This window comes from Moorena sp. SIO3A2 (assembly GCF_010672265.1).
Classification (GTDB): domain Bacteria; phylum Cyanobacteriota; class Cyanobacteriia; order Cyanobacteriales; family Coleofasciculaceae; genus Moorena; species Moorena producens.
In genome coordinates, this window is the sequence record NZ_JAAHHC010000013.1 from 30,639 (window position 1) to 53,537 (window position 22,899).

Annotated in this window: 19 protein-coding genes and 1 pseudogene; 8 read left to right on the plus strand and 12 right to left on the minus strand. The window is 43.7% G+C overall.

The window, feature by feature from the left end; all coding sequences use genetic code 11:
* Positions 1 to 192 precede the first annotated feature (192 nt).
* The 3 genes from rplI to gloB all read right to left on the minus strand — a co-directional run bounded on the left by rplI (position 193) and on the right by gloB (position 2,308).
* Positions 193 to 651 (minus strand): 50S ribosomal protein L9, encoded by a 459-nt coding sequence (rplI, locus tag F6K64_RS16530; protein ID WP_008180021.1) that lies wholly within the window; start codon positions 649 to 651, stop codon positions 193 to 195.
* Between the two features lie 213 nt (positions 652 to 864).
* Positions 865 to 1,410 carry an EF-hand domain-containing protein gene (locus F6K64_RS16535; RefSeq protein ID WP_008180019.1) on the minus strand — a complete coding sequence of 182 codons (546 nt, stop codon included), beginning with the start codon at positions 1,408 to 1,410 and terminating at the stop codon, positions 865 to 867.
* 124 nt (positions 1,411 to 1,534) lie between these two features.
* Positions 1,535 to 2,308, minus strand: coding sequence for a hydroxyacylglutathione hydrolase (gene gloB / locus F6K64_RS16540; protein ID WP_008180016.1), 774 nt, complete (start codon positions 2,306 to 2,308; stop codon positions 1,535 to 1,537).
* 871 nt (positions 2,309 to 3,179) lie between these two features.
* Here gloB and F6K64_RS16545 point away from each other — a divergent pair.
* The gene (locus F6K64_RS16545; RefSeq protein ID WP_008180013.1) at positions 3,180 to 4,418 is read left to right on the plus strand and encodes an HhoA/HhoB/HtrA family serine endopeptidase; all 1,239 of its coding nucleotides are present in this window, start codon (positions 3,180 to 3,182) and stop codon (positions 4,416 to 4,418) included.
* 144 nt (positions 4,419 to 4,562) lie between these two features.
* Here the strand turns inward: F6K64_RS16545 and F6K64_RS16550 are convergent, their stop codons facing one another.
* Entirely contained in the window at positions 4,563 to 5,756 is a 1,194-nt protein-coding gene (locus F6K64_RS16550; RefSeq protein ID WP_008180010.1) for an FG-GAP repeat domain-containing protein, read from the minus strand.
* Between the two features lie 1,029 nt (positions 5,757 to 6,785).
* Positions 6,786 to 7,799: a cytochrome c oxidase subunit II gene (locus tag F6K64_RS16555; RefSeq protein WP_287265844.1), complete on the minus strand. Its 1,014-nt coding sequence runs from the start codon at positions 7,797 to 7,799 to the stop codon at positions 6,786 to 6,788.
* A gap of 613 nt (positions 7,800 to 8,412) precedes the next feature.
* Here F6K64_RS16555 and F6K64_RS16560 point away from each other — a divergent pair.
* Complete coding sequence (locus F6K64_RS16560) at positions 8,413 to 9,351, plus strand: COX15/CtaA family protein (protein ID WP_287265846.1); 939 nt, start codon at positions 8,413 to 8,415, stop codon at positions 9,349 to 9,351.
* 96 nt (positions 9,352 to 9,447) lie between these two features.
* Here the strand turns inward: F6K64_RS16560 and F6K64_RS16565 are convergent, their stop codons facing one another.
* Positions 9,448 to 9,636, minus strand: a complete 189-nt coding sequence (locus tag F6K64_RS16565) for a hypothetical protein (protein WP_008186866.1) — start codon at positions 9,634 to 9,636, stop codon at positions 9,448 to 9,450.
* A 91-nt stretch (positions 9,637 to 9,727) separates the two neighbouring features.
* Between F6K64_RS16565 and iscB the strand changes: the two genes are divergently transcribed.
* Together iscB and F6K64_RS16575 are read left to right on the plus strand one after the other, a co-directional pair.
* Entirely contained in the window at positions 9,728 to 11,005 is a 1,278-nt protein-coding gene (gene iscB, locus F6K64_RS16570) for an RNA-guided endonuclease IscB (RefSeq protein ID WP_287265848.1), read from the plus strand.
* A gap of 107 nt (positions 11,006 to 11,112) precedes the next feature.
* Positions 11,113 to 12,111 carry a heme o synthase gene (locus F6K64_RS16575; RefSeq protein ID WP_287265849.1) on the plus strand — a complete coding sequence of 333 codons (999 nt, stop codon included), beginning with the start codon at positions 11,113 to 11,115 and terminating at the stop codon, positions 12,109 to 12,111.
* Between the two features lie 314 nt (positions 12,112 to 12,425).
* Here F6K64_RS16575 and F6K64_RS16580 read toward each other — a convergent pair whose 3' ends face one another.
* Positions 12,426 to 12,731 carry a small RNA NsiR4-regulated ssr1528 family protein gene (locus F6K64_RS16580; protein ID WP_287265851.1) on the minus strand — a complete coding sequence of 102 codons (306 nt, stop codon included), beginning with the start codon at positions 12,729 to 12,731 and terminating at the stop codon, positions 12,426 to 12,428.
* Positions 12,732 to 13,013: 282 nt separating this feature from the next.
* On the opposite strand from F6K64_RS16580, the gene F6K64_RS16585 reads away from it, so the two are divergent.
* Positions 13,014 to 17,462, plus strand: a complete 4,449-nt coding sequence (locus F6K64_RS16585; RefSeq protein WP_287265852.1) for an nSTAND1 domain-containing NTPase — start codon at positions 13,014 to 13,016, stop codon at positions 17,460 to 17,462.
* Between the two features lie 99 nt (positions 17,463 to 17,561).
* Positions 17,562 to 18,974 (plus strand): hypothetical protein, encoded by a 1,413-nt coding sequence (locus tag F6K64_RS16590; protein ID WP_287253442.1) that lies wholly within the window; start codon positions 17,562 to 17,564, stop codon positions 18,972 to 18,974.
* Positions 18,975 to 19,307: 333 nt separating this feature from the next.
* Here the strand turns inward: F6K64_RS16590 and F6K64_RS16595 are convergent, their stop codons facing one another.
* Complete coding sequence (locus F6K64_RS16595; protein ID WP_287265853.1) at positions 19,308 to 20,048, minus strand: class I SAM-dependent methyltransferase; 741 nt, start codon at positions 20,046 to 20,048, stop codon at positions 19,308 to 19,310.
* Between F6K64_RS16595 and F6K64_RS16600 the strand changes: the two genes are divergently transcribed.
* Positions 20,047 to 20,223 (plus strand): hypothetical protein, encoded by a 177-nt coding sequence (locus F6K64_RS16600; protein WP_287265854.1) that lies wholly within the window; start codon positions 20,047 to 20,049, stop codon positions 20,221 to 20,223. The two genes, F6K64_RS16595 and F6K64_RS16600, sit on opposite strands and share 2 nt — an antisense overlap.
* A gap of 152 nt (positions 20,224 to 20,375) precedes the next feature.
* Here the strand turns inward: F6K64_RS16600 and F6K64_RS16605 are convergent.
* The 3 genes and pseudogenes from F6K64_RS16605 to F6K64_RS16615 form a co-directional block, all read right to left on the minus strand.
* Positions 20,376 to 20,516: pseudogene (locus F6K64_RS16605) on the minus strand (element excision factor XisI family protein); the annotation flags it as partial.
* A 473-nt stretch (positions 20,517 to 20,989) separates the two neighbouring features.
* A complete protein-coding gene (locus F6K64_RS16610; protein WP_083374009.1) occupies positions 20,990 to 21,241 on the minus strand; it encodes an element excision factor XisI family protein in 252 nt (83 codons plus the stop codon).
* Positions 21,232 to 21,639, minus strand: coding sequence for a XisH family protein (locus F6K64_RS16615; protein ID WP_008186893.1), 408 nt, complete (start codon positions 21,637 to 21,639; stop codon positions 21,232 to 21,234). Before F6K64_RS16615 ends, F6K64_RS16610 begins: the two co-directional genes overlap by 10 nt.
* 141 nt (positions 21,640 to 21,780) lie before the next feature.
* Here F6K64_RS16615 and F6K64_RS16620 point away from each other — a divergent pair, with 141 nt between their 5' ends.
* The gene (locus F6K64_RS16620) at positions 21,781 to 22,026 is read left to right on the plus strand and encodes a DUF4926 domain-containing protein (protein WP_008186894.1); all 246 of its coding nucleotides are present in this window, start codon (positions 21,781 to 21,783) and stop codon (positions 22,024 to 22,026) included.
* A 2-nt stretch (positions 22,027 to 22,028) separates the two neighbouring features.
* Here the strand turns inward: F6K64_RS16620 and F6K64_RS16625 are convergent, their stop codons facing one another.
* Positions 22,029 to 22,892 (minus strand): Rpn family recombination-promoting nuclease/putative transposase, encoded by an 864-nt coding sequence (locus F6K64_RS16625; protein ID WP_044493997.1) that lies wholly within the window; start codon positions 22,890 to 22,892, stop codon positions 22,029 to 22,031.
* Positions 22,893 to 22,899: the final 7 nt, after the last annotated feature.

Consider the following 22,899-nt stretch of genomic DNA (forward strand, 5'->3'; position numbering starts at 1 on the left):
ATCAGCTTAATGCTAATGCGCTATGTCACAGGCTAGAAGCCTGTGCCACGCTATTTGAGGTGCTATTAGCTTATGCCCTACGCGCAACTAATACAACCTGAACAAATTAAGCACCTGTTGTTTAATTTACAGTTGACAGGATGATACAATCAACAGTCAAGTGTCAACAAACTAAACAAACTATTAATTAACTTATTTGGGAACAACATGAATTTCTACAGTAGCTGTAACTTCTGGATGAAGCTTAATTTCTGCATTATAGAAACCAAGTTGACTAATCTCAGGTAGGGTAATACCTCGGCGGTCTATTTCTTTGCCCGTAGACTCTTGGATTGCATCTGCCAAGTCTTGGCTAGTAACAGTACCGAAGATAGCATTATCTTCACCCAACTGCTTCGAGATAGTAAAGCGGTTAATAGTTTGTAGAGCAGTCTTCATCGACTCAGCTTGTTGCTTGATTTCGAGGATACGCTGCCGTTCTTGCTCTCTGCGCCGCTCAACTTGCTTGAGAACACCAGAGGTGGCCCTAACTGCAATTCCTTGGGGAATGAGATAATTGCGAGCATAGCCCGGAGCTACCTCTACCAGATCACCGTCTTTTCCAAGTTTGTGAACGTCTTTGCTTAAAACGACTTGTACACGTTGTGCCATAGTGTTTAGTTTCGGTTATAGTTTAGCGTGAATGATAATGCTTCGACAAACATTCCATACTACGACAATTTGTAAGCGATCGCAACTTAGTGCTGATTGCGGATTGCTGATTGCTGAGGGCTGAGGGCTGAATACTGAGGGCTCCGTGTCAATTAAAACACTTATTAAACCATTTCGGGGATGACATATCCGCCAATAGGCAAACCTAAATCATCAGTAGGAACCGAAAATCCAGTTTCCCGGAGCCTCTGGATCCTGACTGTAATAGAATTCGGTAACTAGATCTAATATCTCTTGTTTGTCAATGTAACCATCATTGTTCTGATCGAAGCGTCCAAAAATTTCTTCAATTTGACTGTCGTCAATACCGTAAGCCTTAAAAAACTGTCGGTATTCTTCCAGAGTAACTTTATCGTCTTTATCAGAATCCAATAGGTAAATAATCCCTGCCGCTTTAGCATTGACTACTGCTTCGTTACCATCGGTGTCACTCAGTACATTTTCGTGATAAGTCAACCACTCATCCAAGGTCACTTGCTGGTCTTGATTTTCGTCGGTAAATTTTTGCACGCCATTCCAAATCCTCATGTAAATAGCAAGAAGATTGTCATAGTCTGGCGAGCCCGGTGTCCAACCCCTGATGGCAGCAAGGTTATCAGTAATCCGTTCAAAATCGGCTTGGGTTAAAAAACCGTTTGTTTGCTGATCGTACACGTTAAACAACTGGGTCAATTTTCTTTGCTGCAATTCGCTAAGCATGGTTTTTTTCTATTGCTCAATTGGATTAACTAAATTTATTAACTCAACCTTGATTATAGTCCAACTAATAAAGGAGCATATCCTCAAGGAAATATGTCCCTTGATCAAGGCTTTATCAATAATCTTAGAATCGGTCTTTCATCCCCCGTAACCGTGCAAATGTCTTAACGGGTTCTTTTGCTTGAACAGCCGACTGTAGGGCAGGCTCTTCCCAACGTAAAAATGGATTGGTGTGCTTTTCAACCCCTAACTGGGAGGGTACCGTTGCCTCTTTACGATGACGCGCCTCTTGGACTTGGGCAAATCTCCCTTGTAAGTCCGGGTTTTCACCATCGACACTCAGGGCAAATTGGAGATTTTTTAAGGTGTACTCATGAGCACACCATACTCGTGTATTATCTGGTAAATCCCTTAGCTTGCCTAGGGATTCTACCATTTGGCTTGCTGTTCCTTCAAATAGTCTGCCACAACCCCCCGCAAATAGGGTGTCGCCACAGAAGAGTTCACCGGTTTCACCAGAGACTACTGGGGGAAAGTAGTAGGCAATATGTCCTCTGGTGTGTCCAGGAACGAACAAGACTTCACCAAGGCGATCACCAAACTCGACGCGATCGCATTCTTCTAAAAACACCTGTTGACCAGGAATCCGACCCCGGTCTTCAGCTCCCCCATATACACAGACATCGGGAAACTGCTGGATCAACTGTCGATTTCCCCCCACATGATCCATGTGATGGTGAGTGTTGAAAATAGCCACTAAGTCCGCATCCATTTCTTTCAGACACTGTATCACCGGTTTAGCCTCGGCTGGATCAACAACAGCAGCAATATTCTGCTTGGGGTCGTGTAATAAGAAGATATAGTTGTCAGAAAGGGCTGGAAGTCGATGAATCTGCATAATAATAGTTTAACACCATCTGTTTAATTTACATGTGTTTAATTTACATGTGTTTAATTTACATGTGTTTAACTTACACTTTATAGTTTTTATTTTTTGAGCAACAACAGATGCTAGGTATATTATACCTTACCTACTAAATTTTTAGTATTATGGATTGCTTGAGCAATTTACAAACTATTTTTAACCCTTATTCAACCTACTATTCAATAGTGAAATGTTGGTAAAAATCCAACAACTTTCGTTTACATGCTCCGAATTTTAATGCTCCGAAGTTACCCTTGACCACAATTCCTAGGTAATCAGTAATCGGTAATCAGTAATAGTTTCAGTAATAGTTAGCGAATCACCAATCACCCATTATCCATTACCAAATCACGCTAAGGTAGCATTTCTGACACTATTTCATCTTAGAAGTGTATAGATGTTCGGTTAACCCATCACAGATTGGTAGTATTGTCAACCTCCATGACTAGGGGAATGCGCTAGACTAATAATCATATTGGATAGGGACTATTTCTGCCTCGTTGCCCCTATGGTATAGCCCCCGAAGCGAAGGGTGGCTTCCCTTGCTAATTGTATTGCCAATTGTATTCAGGTCCCGACCCTCAATAATTTTAATCTAAGTTAAACACTGCTCTCACAGAAAATTAACAGAACATGTCTAGATTAAATTATAGGACTTACACCGCTAACCCACTTTATTAACCTAATTACAACGATTTCAGCCTTTGATTAATAATAATCTTGGTGCGTAAATCATCAATTAATCAAAGCCCAGTTATTGCTGACACTGATTCAAAACCAATATCAAGCCCACTGCCTCCCAGTCGAAATACCAGTCGATCTACCCTTTTGTCAACAGAATCTTATGCTATTAGACCATCAAACCCCCAAATCTAATCACACCACCCGTAATCCGTTAAAAAAAGCAGGAACTTATGTGTCACTGTTGTTACTGGGAGCAGGGTTAGGCTTTTCCGGCGGTTATGTAGCATTACGTAACTCTGTTCCAGAATCCACATCCCCTCAAGCAATTGTCCCTCAGAACAAAACAGCTAGGCTTCCAGGCACTAAACCTGTAGTTACTCAAAATCCCAACTTTATCACCAATGTGGTAGAACAAGTTGGACCAGCAGTGGTGCGGATTAACGCTTCTAGAACCGTCACCAGTAGAGTCCCAGATACTTTTAGAAACCCGATGTTCCGGGAATTTTTTAGGTTACCATTTCCCGATGTACCCCAAGAGCGAGTTGAACAGGGTACCGGTTCAGGTTTCATTATCGATACCGATGGTTATATTCTCACCAATGCCCATGTAGTCGATAGTGCGGATACTGTTAATGTAATCCTCAAAGATGGTCGCCAATTTAAAGGGACGGTAGTGGGAAGCGATCCCTTGACAGATGTAGCCGTGATCCAGATTGAGGCAGAAAACTTACCTACCGTTGCTCTCGGTGATTCTGATCAACTCACCCCAGGAGAATGGGCGATCGCAATTGGTAATCCCCTTGGTTTAGATAGTACTGTAACCACTGGCATCATTAGTGCTACCGGTCGTTCTAGCTCTCAAGTCGGTGTTCCCGATAAGCGAGTGGAATTTATCCAAACCGATGCTGCCATTAACCCCGGTAATTCTGGCGGACCCCTGCTCAATGCCTCCGGTGAAGTGATTGGCATGAACACAGCCATTATTCGGGGTGCTCAAGGATTAGGATTTGCCGTTCCCATTAATACGGTGGAAGGAATTGCTGAGCAACTGATTGTTGAGGGTAAAGTAGAACATCCTTACTTGGGCATCCAGATGGTAACCTTAACCCCAGAAGTTAAACAACAGATCAACAGTAATCCCAATGCTGGATTGATGGTTGATGAAGAAAAAGGGGTATTGATTGCCAAAGTAATAGCTAATTCCCCAGCTGCCAAAGCAGGATTGCGTGCGGGTGATGTGATCCGCAAAATCAATGATCAGCCGGTCAAAGATGCAACAGAAGTTCAGAAGTCTGTGGCTAAAACGAAAGTAGGCAGTGATTTAATCCTAGAGTTGCGCCGCAATCAACGAGATACTAAATTGACCGTGCGACCTGGTGCTTTTCCCACTGGTAAGTAGTAGTTAAGTAGTAGTTGAAACGATTAATATCAAGTTCAGTTAATCCCTTTAATTATCGGGCTTTGAATCACATTAGCATTCAGCTGTCTGCTGAATGCTAATTGCTTATTGAATCACTAATGAATAATTAACCAGACTGGCATATTAAACATAGCTTTGCCACTCGTCCCCTGTTAAGGACTCGGTGGCAACTGCCTGCTGTAGCCCCGTTTCATTCATTAGCCAGATCCCATTTTGTCCGTCAGAGCCATTACGCAACAGGATATCGTCAAAACCATTATCGTCAAAGTCCATAGTACCACGAATTTCCCAATCACCGCTGATTGGTGCTGAGTCAATGAACACTGACTCTACATACTCAGTACCATCCATCCGCCAGTAGTAGATCTCTTGGTTTTGAGTATTGCGCCACAGAATATCCGCGTCACCATCATTATCTAAATCTCCAGCACCTTGCATCTCCCATAGACCGTCTTCTGGTAGCAGCAAATTCTCACCATTACTCTGCCTGGTAATCAACACTCCCTGATCCAGCTCCGTGCCATTCATCAACCAAACCGCATTTTCTCCGGTATTGGTATTACGCCAGAGAATATCTTCTTCTCCATCACTGTCGAAATCTCCCGTGCCACGGATTTCCCAGTTGAGGTCTGATACCTGGGTGCTAGATGCTCCGCTTTTGAACTCAAAGCCTTCCATTAACCAGAAGCCAACATCTCCGGTATCGGTATTACGCCAGATAATATCCTTTTGCTCATCGCCGTCAAAGTCTCCAGCACCACGCATCTCCCAGGGACTGTCAGCTGGTTCCGATTGAATCGGATTTGACTGATCCAAGTTGGTGCCATCCATGATCCAGGCACGATTGTCTCCAGTCTCGGAATTACGCCAAAAAATATCCGCAGAAGGGACATTGAGTGCATTGAATTCAATGAAGTCAATTCGGGTAAATTCGTCGCCATCAGAAGTACCGTTAATTGTGATCAGGTCTCCATTTTCGATGAATATGCTATTGCTAATCTGTTGATTGACGAAAGCAGCAGCATTAGCGGCAATACCAGCACCATCAGGGGGGTCATTGAGAGTTAAGGTTGGCAATTCGGTATCGCCAATAGTGATATCTATGGTGCTATCCCCATCAGTCTCATCAAAGTAGCCCAGCCTTACTTCGTAGTTACCAGTAGCTAGGTCAAAGGTTCTGGTAGCAGTACCAGAGGGGAAACTAGTATCACTTCCAGCGTCAAATAGGCTGATGACTGAATTACCCTCAGCATCGCTATTATTAGCAATTACAAAATTCGTTAGATTGGGAAAGCTTTCAGCTTGAATTTTTACCATAATTTTTCTTTACTTAAAAATAATACTCTGTCGCTTTTGACTAGTTATACTGGTTGACTGACAAAAGTCAGGATAATCTTACCTAGTCTGCTTTTCAGTCTTTACTAGGGATTCACCATCATAAGGTTACCCATTCAATCTTTCATGACTTTATCCTTTGCTCAGGATAATTTTGTCAGTCAATCAGCTTGTTTCTATGATGGGAGGCTTAGTTATGGTTCAACAGTACCCTTAAGGGTACTTTTTGATAATTTATTACGTCAAAAAATATTCTATATAGCAATTATCATAGCTATGAGGTACACAATTTCGGGATTTTAGGGAATAGGGAATAGGGAATAGGGAATAGGGAATAGGGAACAGCGGATCAGGGAATAGGGAATAGGGAATAGGGAATAGGGAATAGGGAATAGGGAATAGCGATGCGCTGCATCAAGAGGTGCGACCCGTGGCGAATTTAATAATTAGATGCGGAAAGCGCACCTAACAGGGAATCAACGTCAAAGAAGACTGTACATCATAATTGCGAGGAACGCTATAAATAGGAATGTAAATAATTTAAATTCAATAATTTAGCTATGTATAAATAATCGAGATATAGCGGTTTTAAATGGGGTGAAGTACATAATTTTTGGAAACAGGCAACAGGCAACAGGCAACAGGCAACAGAGAATAGGGGTAAGCATTCAGCCGTCAGCTATCAGCTATCAGCGTGTCGCGTATCAGCTTATGGGCTACAGATGGTGCTATAGCAGAAGTCAGAAGTCCTTTGTCAGAAGTCCTTTGTCAGAAGTCAAACTCTTGCGCTTCTTGATGCAGTCGCTCATGGGGGAAACCCCCAAGACCGTAATGGTGCGCTTTCCGTTGGCGAATTAAATTCGCCACGNTCATTCTTCATTCTTCATTCTTCATTCTTCATTCTTCATTCTTCATTCTTCATTCTTCATTCTTCATTCTTCATTCTTCATTCTTCATTCTTCATTCTTCATTCTTCATTCTTCATTCTTCATTCTTCATTCTTAAATGAACTTATTGGATAATTCCAGGATGATGGTGAGAGTGGTCTAGGTGTTGGAGAGTTTGGGAATCAATACCCATTTCAGAGGCATAGGGAGCCAAGAACTCACCCTCTGACATGGTAGTAGGATTAACAGCCACGGCTTTTTCCATGGTGTCTGCACTAGCGAATTGATTTTCCTGAACCCAGGCTTGATACTCTTCGGGTGTTTCAACGATCAACCGGGTTTTCATTCCTCCATGGTAGGACCCGCAGAGTTCAGCACAGATGATCGGGTAATCACCCACTCTAGTGGCTGTAAACCCTAGTTGACTAGTCCGACCTGGGATAGCATCTTGCTTAATCCGAAACTCTGGCAACCAAAAGGCGTGGATCACATCGTTAGCTTCGATATTCAGCTTAACCAGTTGTCCCACTGGGACATGCATTTCCCCAGAGATAACACCGGTTTGAGGGTAGGTGAAAATCCAGGCATACTGCATACCGGCCACATTAACCTCTAGGGGTTCACCTTGACCTTCTTGCCCTGGAGGCGTTCCAATACCTAGGGCAACTGTTCCTTGACCCGGAGCCATGGCAATCAGACTTTCATTCCCCTCTTGCCCAGATGGTGACATCTGATGATTGTGGGCAATTTCCTGGTGGTGGTGGTCATGAGAAGCCATGGGATCGAGACCTCCCATCGCGTTGTATACCTCAAAGCTATAGACAGCTAAGACAAAGACAATCACCGTCGGGATTGCGGTCCAAAGCATCTCTAGGGGGATGTTGCCATGGGTCGATGGCCCATCGGTTTGGTCATTTTTTTGTCTACGAAATTTGATGACTATTAGGATAAGTGCCCCTTGGATGAGGATAAATAGACCAGTGGAAATGGTCATCATCAGGTTGAACAGACCATCTACATCACCGGCTTCTGAGGAGGCGGCTACTGGCATAAGTCCATGATTCTGACCGTACCAGAGACTAATCAGGGTTATGAAAATGCCAGCAATAAGGGTTGAAATTTGGCTTGGAATGTTCACGAGGTTAGGGTTGAATACTTATATCAACAAAACTAACAGGGATTATCAAGGCAGGCGAGGCACCAACATACTTAGTGTCCTAAAATGTCAGGGCATGGCTATATTTTTAAGGAAAATCAGCCTTCTGGTGAGCTACTCCCCCCCATAGTTCCCACATTAGAGACAACAAAGACAACAATTCTGATGCTCTGCTAGCAGTGAGGGGCGTGAGTAGAGGATATAGAGCTAGCTTGGCTTGCTCTATTAACTAAGGTAAAGCAGTTAAACAATTGATTGGGTCAAACCTTGAGATTTTTAGACTTTTTTTTAGGATCACTAGCACAGCACCAATAAAATTTTCATAAAACTTAAGATTTTTTTCAAAAAAACTTAACATAGCTAAAAAAAATATAAAAAAGTAAATCAATAGTAAATCATTGAGTCTAAGTAACTGTGACCCTTTAGGGCAGGGGAATGGCAATCTGAAAAATCTCTAAAGCTTCAGAAATTAAGGAAAAGGCTGGTTACAGTGGTATAGGAATAGAGATGATCTTTGAGATTGGCAATCTTCTACCAACGAAAATGAGCCACTACTCAGGATTTGATTAACTTAGTTTGCATTTTCCTATTGCAGATGGCTATAGCTCAATCGGCTCTTGATCAGAATCAGAATGATGTAACCTCCAACAACCTTAGCCAGCCCCAGGCAAGGATTCGGAGCTTGGTGTGGAAAATTGCGATCGCTACCCTACTGTTGATGGCAGTAGGCAGTGCCACCAGGGTGATGAATGCTGGTCTGGCTTGCCCAGACTGGCCCTTATGCTATGGTCAGCTCGTGCCAAGCCAGCAGATGAATTTGCAAGTATTTTTAGAGTGGTTTCACCGCCTTGATGCTTCCTTGATTGGTATTAGTGCGATCGCTCTCGCTAGCTTATCTTGGTGGCATCGGCGGGATTTACCGAACTGGCTGCCCTGGATATCCACATTTGCTCTAGGGCTAATTATTTTCCAAGGAGTCCTCGGCGGACTGACGGTTACAGAACTGCTCCGGTTTGATATCGTCACTGCTCATCTAGGAACAGCACTGCTATTTTTCTCAACTCTAATCGTGATTGGTACACTGCTGACCCCCTATCAAGGAACAGGTTCTGTTGGGAAGTTACCTTGGCTGAGCTTAAGCGCAGTGATTTTTGTTTATCTACAAAGTCTATTAGGTGGACTAGTCGCTTCCCGCTGGGCAGTGCATCAGTGTTTTGGCGGATCTCAGCTGTGTACCGTGATGAATAGCCATATTGCTGGTGTGGTGCCAGCGACCGTAGCAACTGTCGCCGTCGTGGTGATAGCATCCCGGACACCAGCCCTACATCCAGTACTGCGAAAGTTAGCTAATCTCGCTGCTAGCTTGGTAGTTTTACAGATACTCCTCGGTGTTGCTACCTTCCGGTTAAGGCTACAAGTGGAACTACTAACTATCTGCCATCAAGCAGTGGGAGCAGCATTATTAGGAGTACTGGTAGGGTTTACAGTCTTCGCCTTACGTGACCGAACAAGTGTGGAGTGTCAAAGTCAGTAGAAGCAAAGCGAGAAGGAATGAAATATGAAGGATTAAGTATGAAGGATTAAGTGTTTTATTGGTCTATCCTACGGGAAACCTAAGGGCAAATATCCTTCATACTTGAGACTTTTTAGCGAAGGAATTGGTCAACAATCCCGACTGGGATTCCAACCCACCGATCAATCGACGGGCAAGAGATCCTGTAGTTGACCAGACTAAGCCAGTTCGACTGGCTACGTTAGATAGGCTATCGCACCCTAGGGTGCTTGCCAGCTCTAGGCTCTGAGGTTTCAGATTAAACATCTGTAGAGGGATTAAGGAAGTGTCTGAAACAGGACAAACCTATCTAACCTTGTCGAGGCAAAAGTAACACGCAAGTAGAAGAGACGAAACCATGTCTACAAACTACGTTCTAGTTTTAGATACCAACCGAAAACCGCTCAACCCTTGCAAACCTGGGATGGCTCGTAGCCTACTTAAAGCAGGCAAGGCAGCGGTATTTAAGCAGTATCCATTCACCATTATCCTCAACAAAGCAGTTGATGATGCCCCCAAACCAGTCCAACTCAAAATCGACCCAGGCTCAAAAGTAACTGGGCTTGCTCTGGTGCAAGATGACAAGGTTCTATGGGGAGCAGAACTCTATCACCGAGGGCAGCAAATTAAGGCTGATCTTGAGGACAGACGAAAATTGAGGAGAGGAAGGCGAAACCGTAAAACCCGGTATCGTCAACCTAGATTCTTAAACCGTACTCGTCCAGAAGGTTGGCTTGCTCCATCGATGCTCCATCGGGTTCTGACTACGATGACCTGGGTTAGACGATTAACCAAGTTTGTTCCCGTTACAGGAATCTCATTAGAGCGAGTTAGATTTGACATGCAGAAAATGATCAACCCTGAAGTTTCAGGTGTTGACTACCAGCAGGGTGAACTACAGGGGTATGAAGTTCGAGAGTACCTGTTAGAGAAATGGAATCGGCAATGTGCATACTGCAAAGCCACAGACACCCGTTTGGAAGTCGATCATATTCACCCCAAATCCAAAGGGGGATCTGACCGAGTATCTAACCTGACCGTTGCTTGCCATGACTGTAACCAGGCGAAAGGAAACCGAAATATAACAGACTTCCTCTCTGGTAAGTCTGACCTACTCAATCGAATTCTCAGCCAAGTTAAGCAACCGTTATTGGATGCGGCAGCGGTCAACTCAACTCGGAACAAGATTGCTGAGGAGTTGATTGCTACAGGCTTACCTATTGAGTTTGGGACAGGTGGACAAACTAAGTATAACCGTTGCCGATTAGATCTTCCTAAAACTCACTGGCTTGATGCTGCCTGTGTAGGAGTTGTTGTCCATCTCACCCTTGAGACTAAGCAATGTTTAACCATCACAGCATCAGGACATGGAAACCGACAGATGGCTGGTGTTGATAAGTATGGCTTCCCATACCGCCACCGTACTCGTCAGCAAGTTCATTTCGGTTTCAGAAGTGGGGATATCGTCAGGGCGGTTGTACCCAAAGGCAAGAAAGCGGGAACCCATTTAGGTCGGGTTCTCTGTCGGAAGTCCGGTAGCTTCGACATCCAGACTAAATCTGGCAGAGTCACTGGAATCAATCACAAGTATTGCAGCACTATACACGGGAGGGATGGCTATGCCTACGTATTCTAAGGATGCGCTGTCGCGCTGCTGTCATGTAAGGGGAGAGCTTTCCTCCCCATGCGTGAATCGACAGGGGCTTCCAGCTCTCCCCTTGCTAACAATTGTCGGTGAATTGAATGCTTGGGACTAGTTTAACCCGTCAACATGAAAACTTAAGAGAGGTTATTCAAAGTTACTATCAACTAACAAAACCTCGAATCATTCCACTACTATTAATTACGACAGCAGCGGGGATGTGGTTGGCATCCGATGGACAAGTCGATCCCATCTTATTGCTAGTTACCCTGGTCGGTGGGACTTTGGCCGCAGCATCTGCCCAAGTACTTAACTGCATCTATGACCGTGATATCGACTATGAAATGTTGCGCACTCGCCACCGTCCCATTCCCTCTGGGAAAGTGCAGCCTCGTGATGCCTTGCTGTTTGCGATCGCATTAGCAATCCTGTCGTTCACCCTGCTAACAGTCTTCGCTAACCTCCTTAGTGCCTTGCTAGCGCTATCTGGCATTATCTTCTATATGCTCATATACACTCATATCCTCAAGCGCCACACTGCCCAAAACATCGTCATTGGTGGTGCAGCAGGAGCAATTCCAGCGCTAGTGGGTTGGGCTGCGGTGACAGGAGAATTGAGTTGGGCCCCTTGGTTACTCTTTATCATCGTGTTCTTGTGGACACCGCCTCACTTCTGGGCTTTAGCCTTAATGATTCACGAGGATTACGCCAAAGTTGGGATACCCATGTTACCGGTAGTAGCCGGTGAAGAGGTTACTGTTCGTCAAATCTGGTATTACACCTTATTAGTCGTCCCCACTTCCCTATTGTTGATCTATCCTTTAGGAGAATCGGGAGTGGTTTATGGCATAGTTGCTATTCTTTTGGGCAGTATTTTTATCAAAAAAGCATGGTTGCTGCTTAAGGAACCTAAAGACAATCAACTTGCCCGGTCTATGTTTAAGTACTCAATTCTCTATATGATGTTATTGTGTACCGGTATCGTAGTAGATAGCTTACCCATGACCAGGGAAATAACTGCAACTGTGGCAGAGAATTCCCAAGTTTTGATTCAAACAATTTCTACAGTTTTGGAACAGGTAAGTATTAACTTAGTTTAGGGTGTTGGCTGGTAAGCGATCAGCGATCAGCTAATGGCTACCTTACAGGCTAGAAGCCTGTTCGACCCCTAAGGGAAGGGCTGATAGCTTAATACTTACGTTTAAAGTTACTTACAATAGGGTTGGTGAATTAGCTCAGAGCTGTAACAATTCGCCAACCCTATTGATATTTATAGCAATTCTCAGCAACGTTTGACCGACATTGCATATCCTTTGAAGGCAATAGGCAATAGGCATGCTAGCAATAGGCAATAGCGCTGCATCCCGACTCCCGACTCCCGACTCCCGATTCCCGATTCCCGATTCCCTACTCCCTACTTACCCCCGTAGTAAAAAGCAATCTCTTTGTCTTTAAGAGGGATAAAATCAGCATCGAGCAGCATTTGATTGAGTTCTGCTTGAGAGATATGCTTCGCTCCAATCCGCACAATTCTTGATCTCATGGTATTGCTGACACCGCTCCGTTGCCGTTGAGCTTCCAACCCCATGACTTGGTTGTAAAGGTCTAACTTAGCTTTCGGTATTGGGGAGCCATCTAAATCAATTCCCTTTGCGATCGCGTCATCAACCGCATCAGCACCTGTAGTGGTTTGAGTCTGGGAATTACTTTCGGTAGACATAGTAAGCTGATAGTTATACATACGAAAGTATTTTACAGGGTGTCGGTTTCCTTAACAAAGGGTGGAATTAGATTCAAAAGTCCCCCTTATTAAGGGCAGGGCTGTTTCATTCTGGCAAAAACATAGATGGGTAGCCACCCCTAACCCCTGCCAGGAGGCAGGGCTGTTTCATTCTCGCCAAAAATAGTTTGAATGCCAACTGCTATATTCCCTGCTCCCTTAATAATTCCTGTTCCATAAAAAACCATAATTCTGTACTTAATAAAATCCCACGGTATATGTATGTTTTCCCGCAATCTCGCCTTGATCATCGGCATCAACAACTACCAAAACGGCATTTCCCCCCTGAACACCGCCGTAAACGATGCCAAAAAACTAATAGAAATTCTCCACGAGAAGCATGGCTATGAAGTCTGGGAATGCTTAGACGAAGTAGCCACTCTCTCTAACTTCAACAAATTTTTAGACCAAACCCTACCCGAACAAGTCACTGAAAATGACCGCTTATTATTTTACTTTGCTGGTCATGGAGTAGCTCTCAATGGGGATGATGGCCCGGCTGGTTACCTAATTCCTCAAGATGCCAAACTGGGGGATACTAATAGTTATCTGCCCATGACCAAGTTACATGATGCTTTCCATCAATTACCCTGTCGTCATTTCTTGGGTATCCTAGACTGCTGTTTTGCTGGTGCTTTTAAATGGTCGAATACCAGGGATTTACTCACATCGCCAGAAGTCATTCACCAAGAGCGTTATGACCGTTTTATTACTGACCCGGCATGGCAAATCATTACGTCCTCAGCTTCGGATCAAAAGGCTTTAGATAACTTTAATTTAGATAGCGAACGCGGTCAAATCGGCAATCATTCCCCTTTTGCTAGTGCATTATTAGAAGCCCTAGAAGGTGCAGGAGATATCTATCCTCCTGCCACGAATGGCAAACCGGCTGGAGATGGGGTAATTACAGCCACAAAATTATATTTATATTTACGGGATCGAGTCGAAATTCCCACAGAAAAATGCCGTCTGCGGCAAACCCCTGGTATTTGGTGTTTAAACAAGCACGATAAAGGCGAGTATATCTTTCTGTCTCCAGGGCATGAACTTAATTTACCCCCCGCACCACCATTAGATGAGTCGAAAAATCCCTATCGCGGTTTAAACTCCTTTGACGAGGAACACAGTCAACTATTTTTTGGTAGAACATTACTAGTAGAAAAGTTACAGGATTTTGTCAAGACTCATCCCTTAACTGTGGTCTTAGGTGCTTCCGGTTCGGGGAAATCGAGTTTGGTGAAAGCCGGATTAATTCCCCAGTTGAAACAGGAAAATACCGATAAATGGTCGATAGTGTCACCAATTCGTCCCGGAGAAACCCCCTTCCAAGCTCTCAATAATGCCCTGGTTGAGGCCGGATTACCAAAAGTCGAGTTAGGGAACAAACAAAAAACTCTCACTGAAAGTATTGCGGTTTGGGTTAAAAACAATCCCAAATCCAAGTTATTAATCTTTATTGACCAAAGCGAAGAAATCATTACACTCTGTCAAGATGAGCAGGAGCGGCAGGAATTTTTTCAACAGATACTGGCAGCCATTCATGGCTATCGGGAGCAATTACGAGTAGTATTAAGCCTACGTTCTGATTTTGAACCCCAAATCCGAGATGCGGGCTTAACGTTGGCACCGGAAGTACTAAATCAATTGGGAACCACGGTGCTGAAAAATCGTTGGCAAAGTGGACGATTTATTGTACCAGCCATGACACGAGGGGAACTAAGGGAAGCGATAGAAAAACCGGCTCAAGCACGGGTGATGTATTTTCAACCCCACGAATTAGTAGACAAATTAATTGATGAAGTGGCGGATATGCCGGGAGCATTACCCCTGCTGTCTTTTGCCTTGAGTGAACTGTATCTCAAGTATTTAAGGCGACAACGGCAAGCACAATACGGGGGTATTACTATTGACCGGGCATTGACTCAAGCCGATTATATGGAATTGGGGGGAGTAATGCGATCGCTAACTCAAAGGGCGGATGAGGAGTATCAGAAGCTAGTTCAAGAAAATCCCGCTTATGACCAAGTGATCCGTCATGTGATGCTGCGGATGCTGGCACTAGGTGGGGGTGAGTTAGCCCGTAGGCAAGTACCTTTATCGGAATTGGAATATCCGCCTCAGAAAAATGATTTAGTTAAGGAAGTAATTAAGCGTTTTAGCACAGCACGGTTATTAGTAGAAGGACAAGATGCTGAGGGGAATCCCTATGTAGAACCAGCCCATGATGCTTTAGTGCGGGGATGGCAAAGATTGCTGGGATGGAAGCAAGAGGAGGAGGAAAGCCTACTTCTGCAACGGCGGTTGACTCCGGCGGCACAGGAGTGGGAAAGCCAGCAGAGGGCAAGGTTTCTTTGGCATACTAACCCACGTCTAGATTTGTTGAAAAAGGTACTCAATTCTGAGCATAACTGGCTTAACCAAGTAGAAGCTGAGTTTGTGCGGCGTAGCGTCCGGCGAAAAAACTTTAATACTCGTCGGAATTGGGGTGTTGCGATCGCAGTCATGCTGGGGTTAGGGACAGGTTTAGTATTCTCCTTAATTGGTCAGAAAGATGCCCTGATCGGTCAAATTCAGGCTTCTCAGCAAGCCGCCGAAGCCAACTTAGAATCAGGTCAAGATTTAGAAGCTTTGCTTGCCAGTTTACGGGCAGCAAAATCTCTTCAAGATTGGCCGGGATACTTATCCTTATTCAAGCCAGACAGTAAGCTTCAACCTCAAGTGTTACAAACTTTGCGAAAGGTATTCTATTTAACTAGAGAATATAAGCGCACAGAAATGCCTCAAGGTTTTAAGAAGATGTTTTTTAAGCCTGATGGTACCTTAATGATTGCTACAGCAGAGGATGGTACTGTCCGCTTACAAGACTTCAAAGGCACACCACTACCCAAAGTATTTTCAGGACATGAGGGTCAAGTAGAACTTGATGTTAGTCCGGATAGTCGCTTATTAGCAACAACTGACAAGCAAGGGACTTTTCGCCTCTGGAACTTAGAAGGAAAACAGGAAGAGCCACGTCAGCTTACAGACTGTATTTCAGGGTTTACAGATACTGATGTAGGTCTATTTCCTACTGGTTTCGGTGTATCTGACAGAGGGATAAGTTTCAGTCCTGATAGCAAGAAGCTTCTAGCCTATTTACAAAGGGTAACGAAGAAGGGCAATTCCAGTACTATCTGCCTGTGGGAAACGGGAGATAAACCGAAGCTATTGAAACAAGAAGTCAATTTCCATAGTATTAGCTTTAACTCCAAGAACCAGCTAGTAGTAGCTAACCAATTTGGCAATACCCTCAGCTTGTCGGACTACAGGAGTGGTAATCAGTTGGCAGAGTTTAAAAATTTTCATCAGATACTATCGGGAAATCTGGTTTTTAGTCCTATTAGTCCTAATGGTGAATACTTAGCAGGATGGTTTGGACCAGATGAAAGAATTGCTTACTTTGGTAGTTTAAATAGCGAAGATTGGAATGAGTTTAAACCCATAAGGAGAGCTGGCAGTATCATTTTTGATACCGAAGGTCGTCTGATTATTGGGCAAGAGGGTGAGGGTATTATTAGTGTTTATGATGAGCCATATAAGAGTTATGACTCTTTGTCAGACGCCTTGGAATTTGAACTGAAAGGGCATCAAGGTGGTATTCGTGAGGTTATTTCTAGCTCGTCTAAGGGCAGACAACTTGCTAGTTTAGGTGATGACAATACTCTGGTCTGGTGGAAACTAGATCAGAAGCCATTAGAGGAGTTAGAGCTAATTCCGAACTTAGAAAGTATCAGCATCAGCCCCGATGGTAAGCAACTAGCTGTTGTCGGAAGTGATGACACTATTCGTCTGTTGGATTTGAAGGGTAAGGAGTTGAAGCGATTTCCCGATCTTAAAACAACAATAAGGCAAATCAGTTTTAGCCCTGATGGTACACAATTGGCTGGAGTTGGTAAAGATAATAGGATTCGCTTATTGGATTTGAATGGCAATGAGTTGTATAAATCTTCTAAAAAATTTAATAAAACAATTACCCAGCTTATTTTTAGCAATAATGGTGAAGATTTAATTGTTATTGAGGAGTTTGATGACTATAATAAAACTCTCCATCGGTTGAATTTGAACAATAAAAGCTGGGAAAAAAAATCTGAGCTATTCTTGGGTGAAATCGCTTTTAGCTCCGATGGCAAGCTGTTAGTGGCGCAGAATGCTTTCGAGGATCACTATGTAGAGAGAGGTAATATCTTTTTAAAAGAATTGGAGTCTGGTAAGGAATTAGTTAAGTTTAAGGGTGCTAATCTCAGCTTTGATAGTATCGGTTTTAGTACCCAGGGTCGCTTAGTCGTTAGTGCCGAGCGGCCTTATTTGGAGTATAATGGTTCTAATACGGAAGAAAAGGATTATACCTATGTATGGGATATGTCAGGAAAATTATTGACTGCTTTTAAAGATGGGCATCAAAGTAACGTTAATCAAAGTAGAGTCAAAAAAAGTAGAGTCAAAAGTATAAGTCTTAGTGCTGATGGCAGTTTATTAGCCACTCTTGACATATCCGGAACTGCCAAGTTATGGCGTATAGGAGGATTAAATGAACTAATAGTAAAGGGTTGTGATTGGGTGCGAGACTATCTTAGTAACCCCAATGTTGATGAGAGCGATCGCAATCTCTGCAAAAATGTACCCCCTCTTTAATCATTTGGCGTATATAGGGTTTATAAATGAGATGAAACAGCCCTACCCTTATTAAGGGGGACCAACGGGGGATCTCAATCAGGCATTAACAAAACTGAAATGCGACATTGGAAAGTATTATCCCGATTTATTCTGTTCATCCTCTCAGCAGTGATCGTACTGCTGAGTTCTGCCCTACCCAATAGTCTTCTTGCCTCCCAAGCTGCTAGTCCTCTTGCCCAAGTACGCATCAAGACCGAAACCGTAGTAGGTCAGCAGGATTTTTTCCGAGTTGGCAAATCCCACAAAGGTCGTTGGTGGTTCATTGACCCCGATGGCAAACCCTTCCTTTACCGGGGTGTCACCTCCGTCAACTTTGGCTATCCTGCTCCCTATGTTCCGGTTGTCGAGAATAAATATGGTCAAGACCCGGCTGCATTTCGGGAAGCTACCTTTGAGCGGCTGCGGAGCTGGAATTTTAATGCCCTAGGAGCATGGACACCACCTCAATTGTGGGATCAGGGTATGCCCTACACGGTTATACTAAATTTCGTCAAAGCTGCTCCAGACAGCGAACTTAGGGTTGATGATAAGAAGCTCAAGTTACCCGATGTGTTTGATCCAAAATGGATTGAAGGGATTGATGCTAAAGCTAAGGAAATCGTAGCACCGGTGGCAACTAGTAAGCTGCTAGTGGGATATTTTACTGACAATGAACTTAATTGGGCACACGCCGAAACACCAGACCGAAAGGTTAACCCAGAGTTGTTGCTCACCAATCTCGCCAAGGCATCCTTACTACAATTTTGCCTTAGCCTCAATCCAGAAAAACCTGCCTATAGTGCTGCCTGGGATTTTGTGTTAAAGCGCCATGGTAATAGTCTAGAGCAGTTAGCTAAAGATTGGCAGGTCCCAATTGAATCTAGAGACACGATTAAAGCATGGACTAAAACAAAACAAGGGATTGTTTCTAAAGGCTACTTAGTCGATCAGAATGGGTTTCAAGCAGAATTTGCTCGACGCTATTTTCAGGAAACTGCAGCAGCAATTCACCGCTATGACCACAACCATTTAATCCTGGGATGTAGGTTTGGGGCACCTCCTTCTGATGCAGTATTTTCCGCTATCAAAAGACCTTGGGTAGATGTTGTATCTGCTAACAATTATCGCTACAACATGTATGAGCGGATAGACCTATACTACCAAGCTACAAAATTGCCAGTGCTCAACAGTGAGTTTAGTTGGGGACACACCAGGTTTACTCAACGAGCCTTACCCGATGAACCAGAAGACGGCTTTTCCGAAAGGTCACGGATGATGCGTAATGGCGCTAAGTCCTTAGCCAGGGCTTTGACTCATCCCGCTTTTGTTGGTTATACCTGGTATCGTTGGGTAGATTTGCCCGGTCATACACCCCCGATTAGTTTTGGTTTGGTCACTATTGAGGATGATCCCAATCTCTCCCATACAACCTTACTGAAGCGATTGAATGCTAGAGCGGATGCGATCGCAACTACTGGTTTAGGCCGGTAACTAGACCTGTTGCAAATCCCTATATCTTTGGCAGTAAAGGTAAATCCATAACGTTTAACGTAAGCATTCAGCCGTCAGCCGTCAGCCGTCAGCCGTCAGCTTTGTGGCACAGGCTTCTAGTTTGTGCCACAGCCTTCGACGCTGTGACATAACTCAGCATTATTCGAATGCTGACCTGTTTGATTCAAAAGCCCCTCAAGTAGCACCATCCGTAGCGCATTAGCTGATAGCTGATAACTTATAGCTGATAGCTGATAGCTGATAACTTATAGCTGATAACTTATAGCTGATAACTTATAGCTGATAGCTGATAGCTGATAGCTGACTGCTTAACTACTTACTTGCTGTAATAAAAACAAAACGGTCAGGAAATTCAAGGATAGATTGTTGAGCATATTTTTCTGAGATTTCTGCTAAACCTTCCTCTAACTGTTGATCATCAAAGAATGAAAGTAAGGACATATAGCGATTCTCTACCATTTTCAAGTATTGCTCTTTAGGAATTGACTGAAGATATTCAACAAAATCAACTGAAACGTTGAAGCCGACTTTTTCTAGTAAACTAGTGAGGTCGTTATAGTTAGGCTGCCCTCTTTCATATCGCTCTAAAGCTGCCTTGAATAAAGGATACTCAATAGTTGGAGGCAGAAGTATCAGCAAAAACATTCCTCCACTATTTAGCCTTTGGAACAAACTACTAAATAGTAATTCTTTATTATCTATATGATGAATTGCTTCCTTCATATAGACCTTATTATAACCTGAAGTTTCAGATACAAAAGTAATCGCATCTACTGCCCTAATTTGGTATTGGGGGCTTAAGGGAATTTGTGATAGCATCTCTTCAGAAGGATCCACGCATATAATTGGATTGTCTAACTGTATTTCCTTAGGAATTGCTTGGGTAAAAAGCCCTGTGCCACAGCCTAAATCTACAAGACTATCTGTTGAGGTCAAGCGTAAATATTCACTAATTTTTAACCCCATAAATCTAATGTAGTCTTCTGAGTAACTCCACAAATCATCATAGATACTCCCGATTCTTTTATAGTGTTTTTGATTTGAGCTACTCATGGCTTTAATTCCTATTGTTCTTTATGATTATCAATATAGCGGTTTTCAATTGGTGAAGTACAAACTTCTGGGTTTTAGGGAACAGGGAACAGGAAAAAAATCCTGTAGAATAGGCATCTTGCCTGTTCGGCGATGTTTTGGGGCGGGCAGGATGCCCACTCTACCGGTGGAATAGGCATCTTGCCTGTTCGGCGATGTTTTGGGGCGGGCAGGATGCCCACTCTACCGGTGGAATAGGCATCTTGCCTGTTCGGCGATGTTTTGGGGCGGGCAGGATGCCCACTCTACTCCTATTGATTGAAAGATTCAGCAACGCCCGAAGTCTAGTTAATCAACGGCAAACTCTGTGTATTGGCGCATGTTGGGGGAGTGGAAGCCAAGGACAATATCCTCAGCTGGAACACCGAGTTCAAGCAATTGGGTAGCAATTCCAATTTCGGTGCCATCATGCTCAATCCAGATTTTACCAAAAATAATGGGTCTAAAGCCCCGTCCTTCGTTCGACGGCTTTCTTTTTCAGCTAAAACTTGACAGTTTTCACAGAGCGTGTTAGGATGAATATCTAAGCAATAAACTAAAAACGTAGATAAATACTATCTAAAAATAAGTAGGCAACGTAAAAAATATGTATCAGATACATATTGCGTAATTTGGTCTAACGACTTAAGCGATGCAGAGGTGCGACCCGTGGCGAATTTAATTCGCCAACGGAAAGCGCACCTAAGCGGTCTTGGGGGTTTCCCCCATGAGCGACTGCATCAAGACAACGTCTATGAAAAAAATTAGATTAAAAAAGTATCTATCTATAATATAAAAAAAAGGTACGGTGGGGCACACCGAAACCTAGGTCATAGACCAAATACGCTTGGGTCGAGGAGACCTCTATTTTGCCTGGCTCCGGCCTGGTTAAACAAGTCACCTCGTTGTTCGCGTAGCGTGGCCTACGGCCAAGCAAGAATCCCCGTCCTTCCAGGGCGGGGAGTGTCAACATTTTTGATATCTAAGTGGAGGCTACATCCGTGGGTGCGACGGTTATCCTTCCAGCCAGTGTGCAGCAACAGATAATGATCTCGTTCTGTGTCCAAAACCGCCTGGGCTTCGATTTCCGGGAAGGTGCGCTTGCGATTGGCTCGTTCTAGAAGTAATTCCTGAATCCACTGACGATATTGTTCTACAGATTCTTCTACAGCCATTCCTGAATAACCTCCTGAGTTTGGTCATAGATCAGTAAGTTGATTTGAGTCTTCTCAATTACTGATCTTACAAAGCGTCGCTGGAAGAAAGATTGGTAAATTGTTTCAGGAATAGCAAGGTAAAGATTACGTTGAGAATCAACTTCATTTAGGGCAAATTGATAATTGATGCATTGCCCAAGGGCAGTATGAAAATCGGAGACAAGGGATCGACCAATAAAGCTTTTGATTTCCACAGCAATTTTTTCTCCTGCTCGTTCCGCAGCGATTAGCTCTTCAGCAAGATCAATTTCAAAATCGACTTCCCCAACACTCAGTTGATAGGGATCGGCAGTAATTACCCAGTTCTCTTTTTCTAGGGCAGTTCTCACTGCATTGTGGAAACGATCCTTTGCCATGAACTTTTACAATAAACAGGAAGCTTTTCTGGTAAGATTATATGCTAGATCGAATGTATTGATCATGCGATCGCACCAGCAAACCTTACTTTTAAATAGTTCACCGGTCTAGTGGTATATCCTCATACAGGAGGCTAGATAATGGCATTTGAGTTATTTTCACGGGTGGCCCTGGGGGAAGATTTTCCCAAGCATAAGTTGCAGCAAGGGGATATTGCAACGATTGTCGATCACCATCCAGTAGAAGACGCAGAGGATGGTTATAGTCTGGAAGTTTTCAATGGGATCGGGGAAACGATCGCCGTTTTAGTGGTTTCCGAGTCACAAATTGAGCCATTAATGAAAAATGAGGTTCTGCATATCCGAATATTAGATGAAGCGGTTTGAAGCTACAACCGATCAATCTCATCAACGCTCAACCCCGTATATTGGGCAATATCCTTCAGGGGTAACCCTGCCGCCTTCATCTGTTTAGCAATCTGCTGTTTTTCTTGTTGTCTGCCTTCCTGAATCAAGGTTTCGGCAATACTATTCATATCCCGATAGACCTTCAGGCTATCTTGGTAACGGAATTGCTCCGCAGATGAGAAATTGGCAATCTCGGCCACCTCAAATAGCTGGGCAAATACATCCTCTTGCAACGGTTCAGGGGGTTCATTCAACTGGGCTAGGTGTTTGAGTAAAAATAACCACTTGTCAAAATGGGTTTCTAGTTGATCAACAGACTTAGTAAATTTGGGTAGTTCAACGTAGATAAATTTGAGCTTATCGTAGAACACTTCACACCGCTGATTTTTTAGCTCCACCACATGCAACAGTTCCGACTCGTGCTTGTGGTCATCAAAGAGAAAATCTAAAATGCCAACGGTATAAACTGCGGTGAGCTCATAATTCCAATATCCCTGTTGAGCCTGTTCTTGGATAGGGAAAGTAGAATAATAGACACTGCGATCGCTGAAAGCGGGACTTCGTCCATCTTTAAAGAAATTTTGCTTGGCCTTCTGCATTTCCACAATGAAGCGTTCACCGGTCTCGCTCTGACAATAAATATCAAAGATAGCTCTTCGATCTACTAAGGTGTTGCCCAAGAACTCCGGATTCTTAAAGGTGACATCCTGAATCTGATGATGGGGAGGCAACAGAGTATTCAAGAAGTCGATCAACAGTGCCTTGTTTGGCTCAGTGCCAAAGACGCGCTTAAAACCGAAATCCGTGAGCAGGTCAATGTATTTATCTGGCAACGGGAAAACCATATCAAAA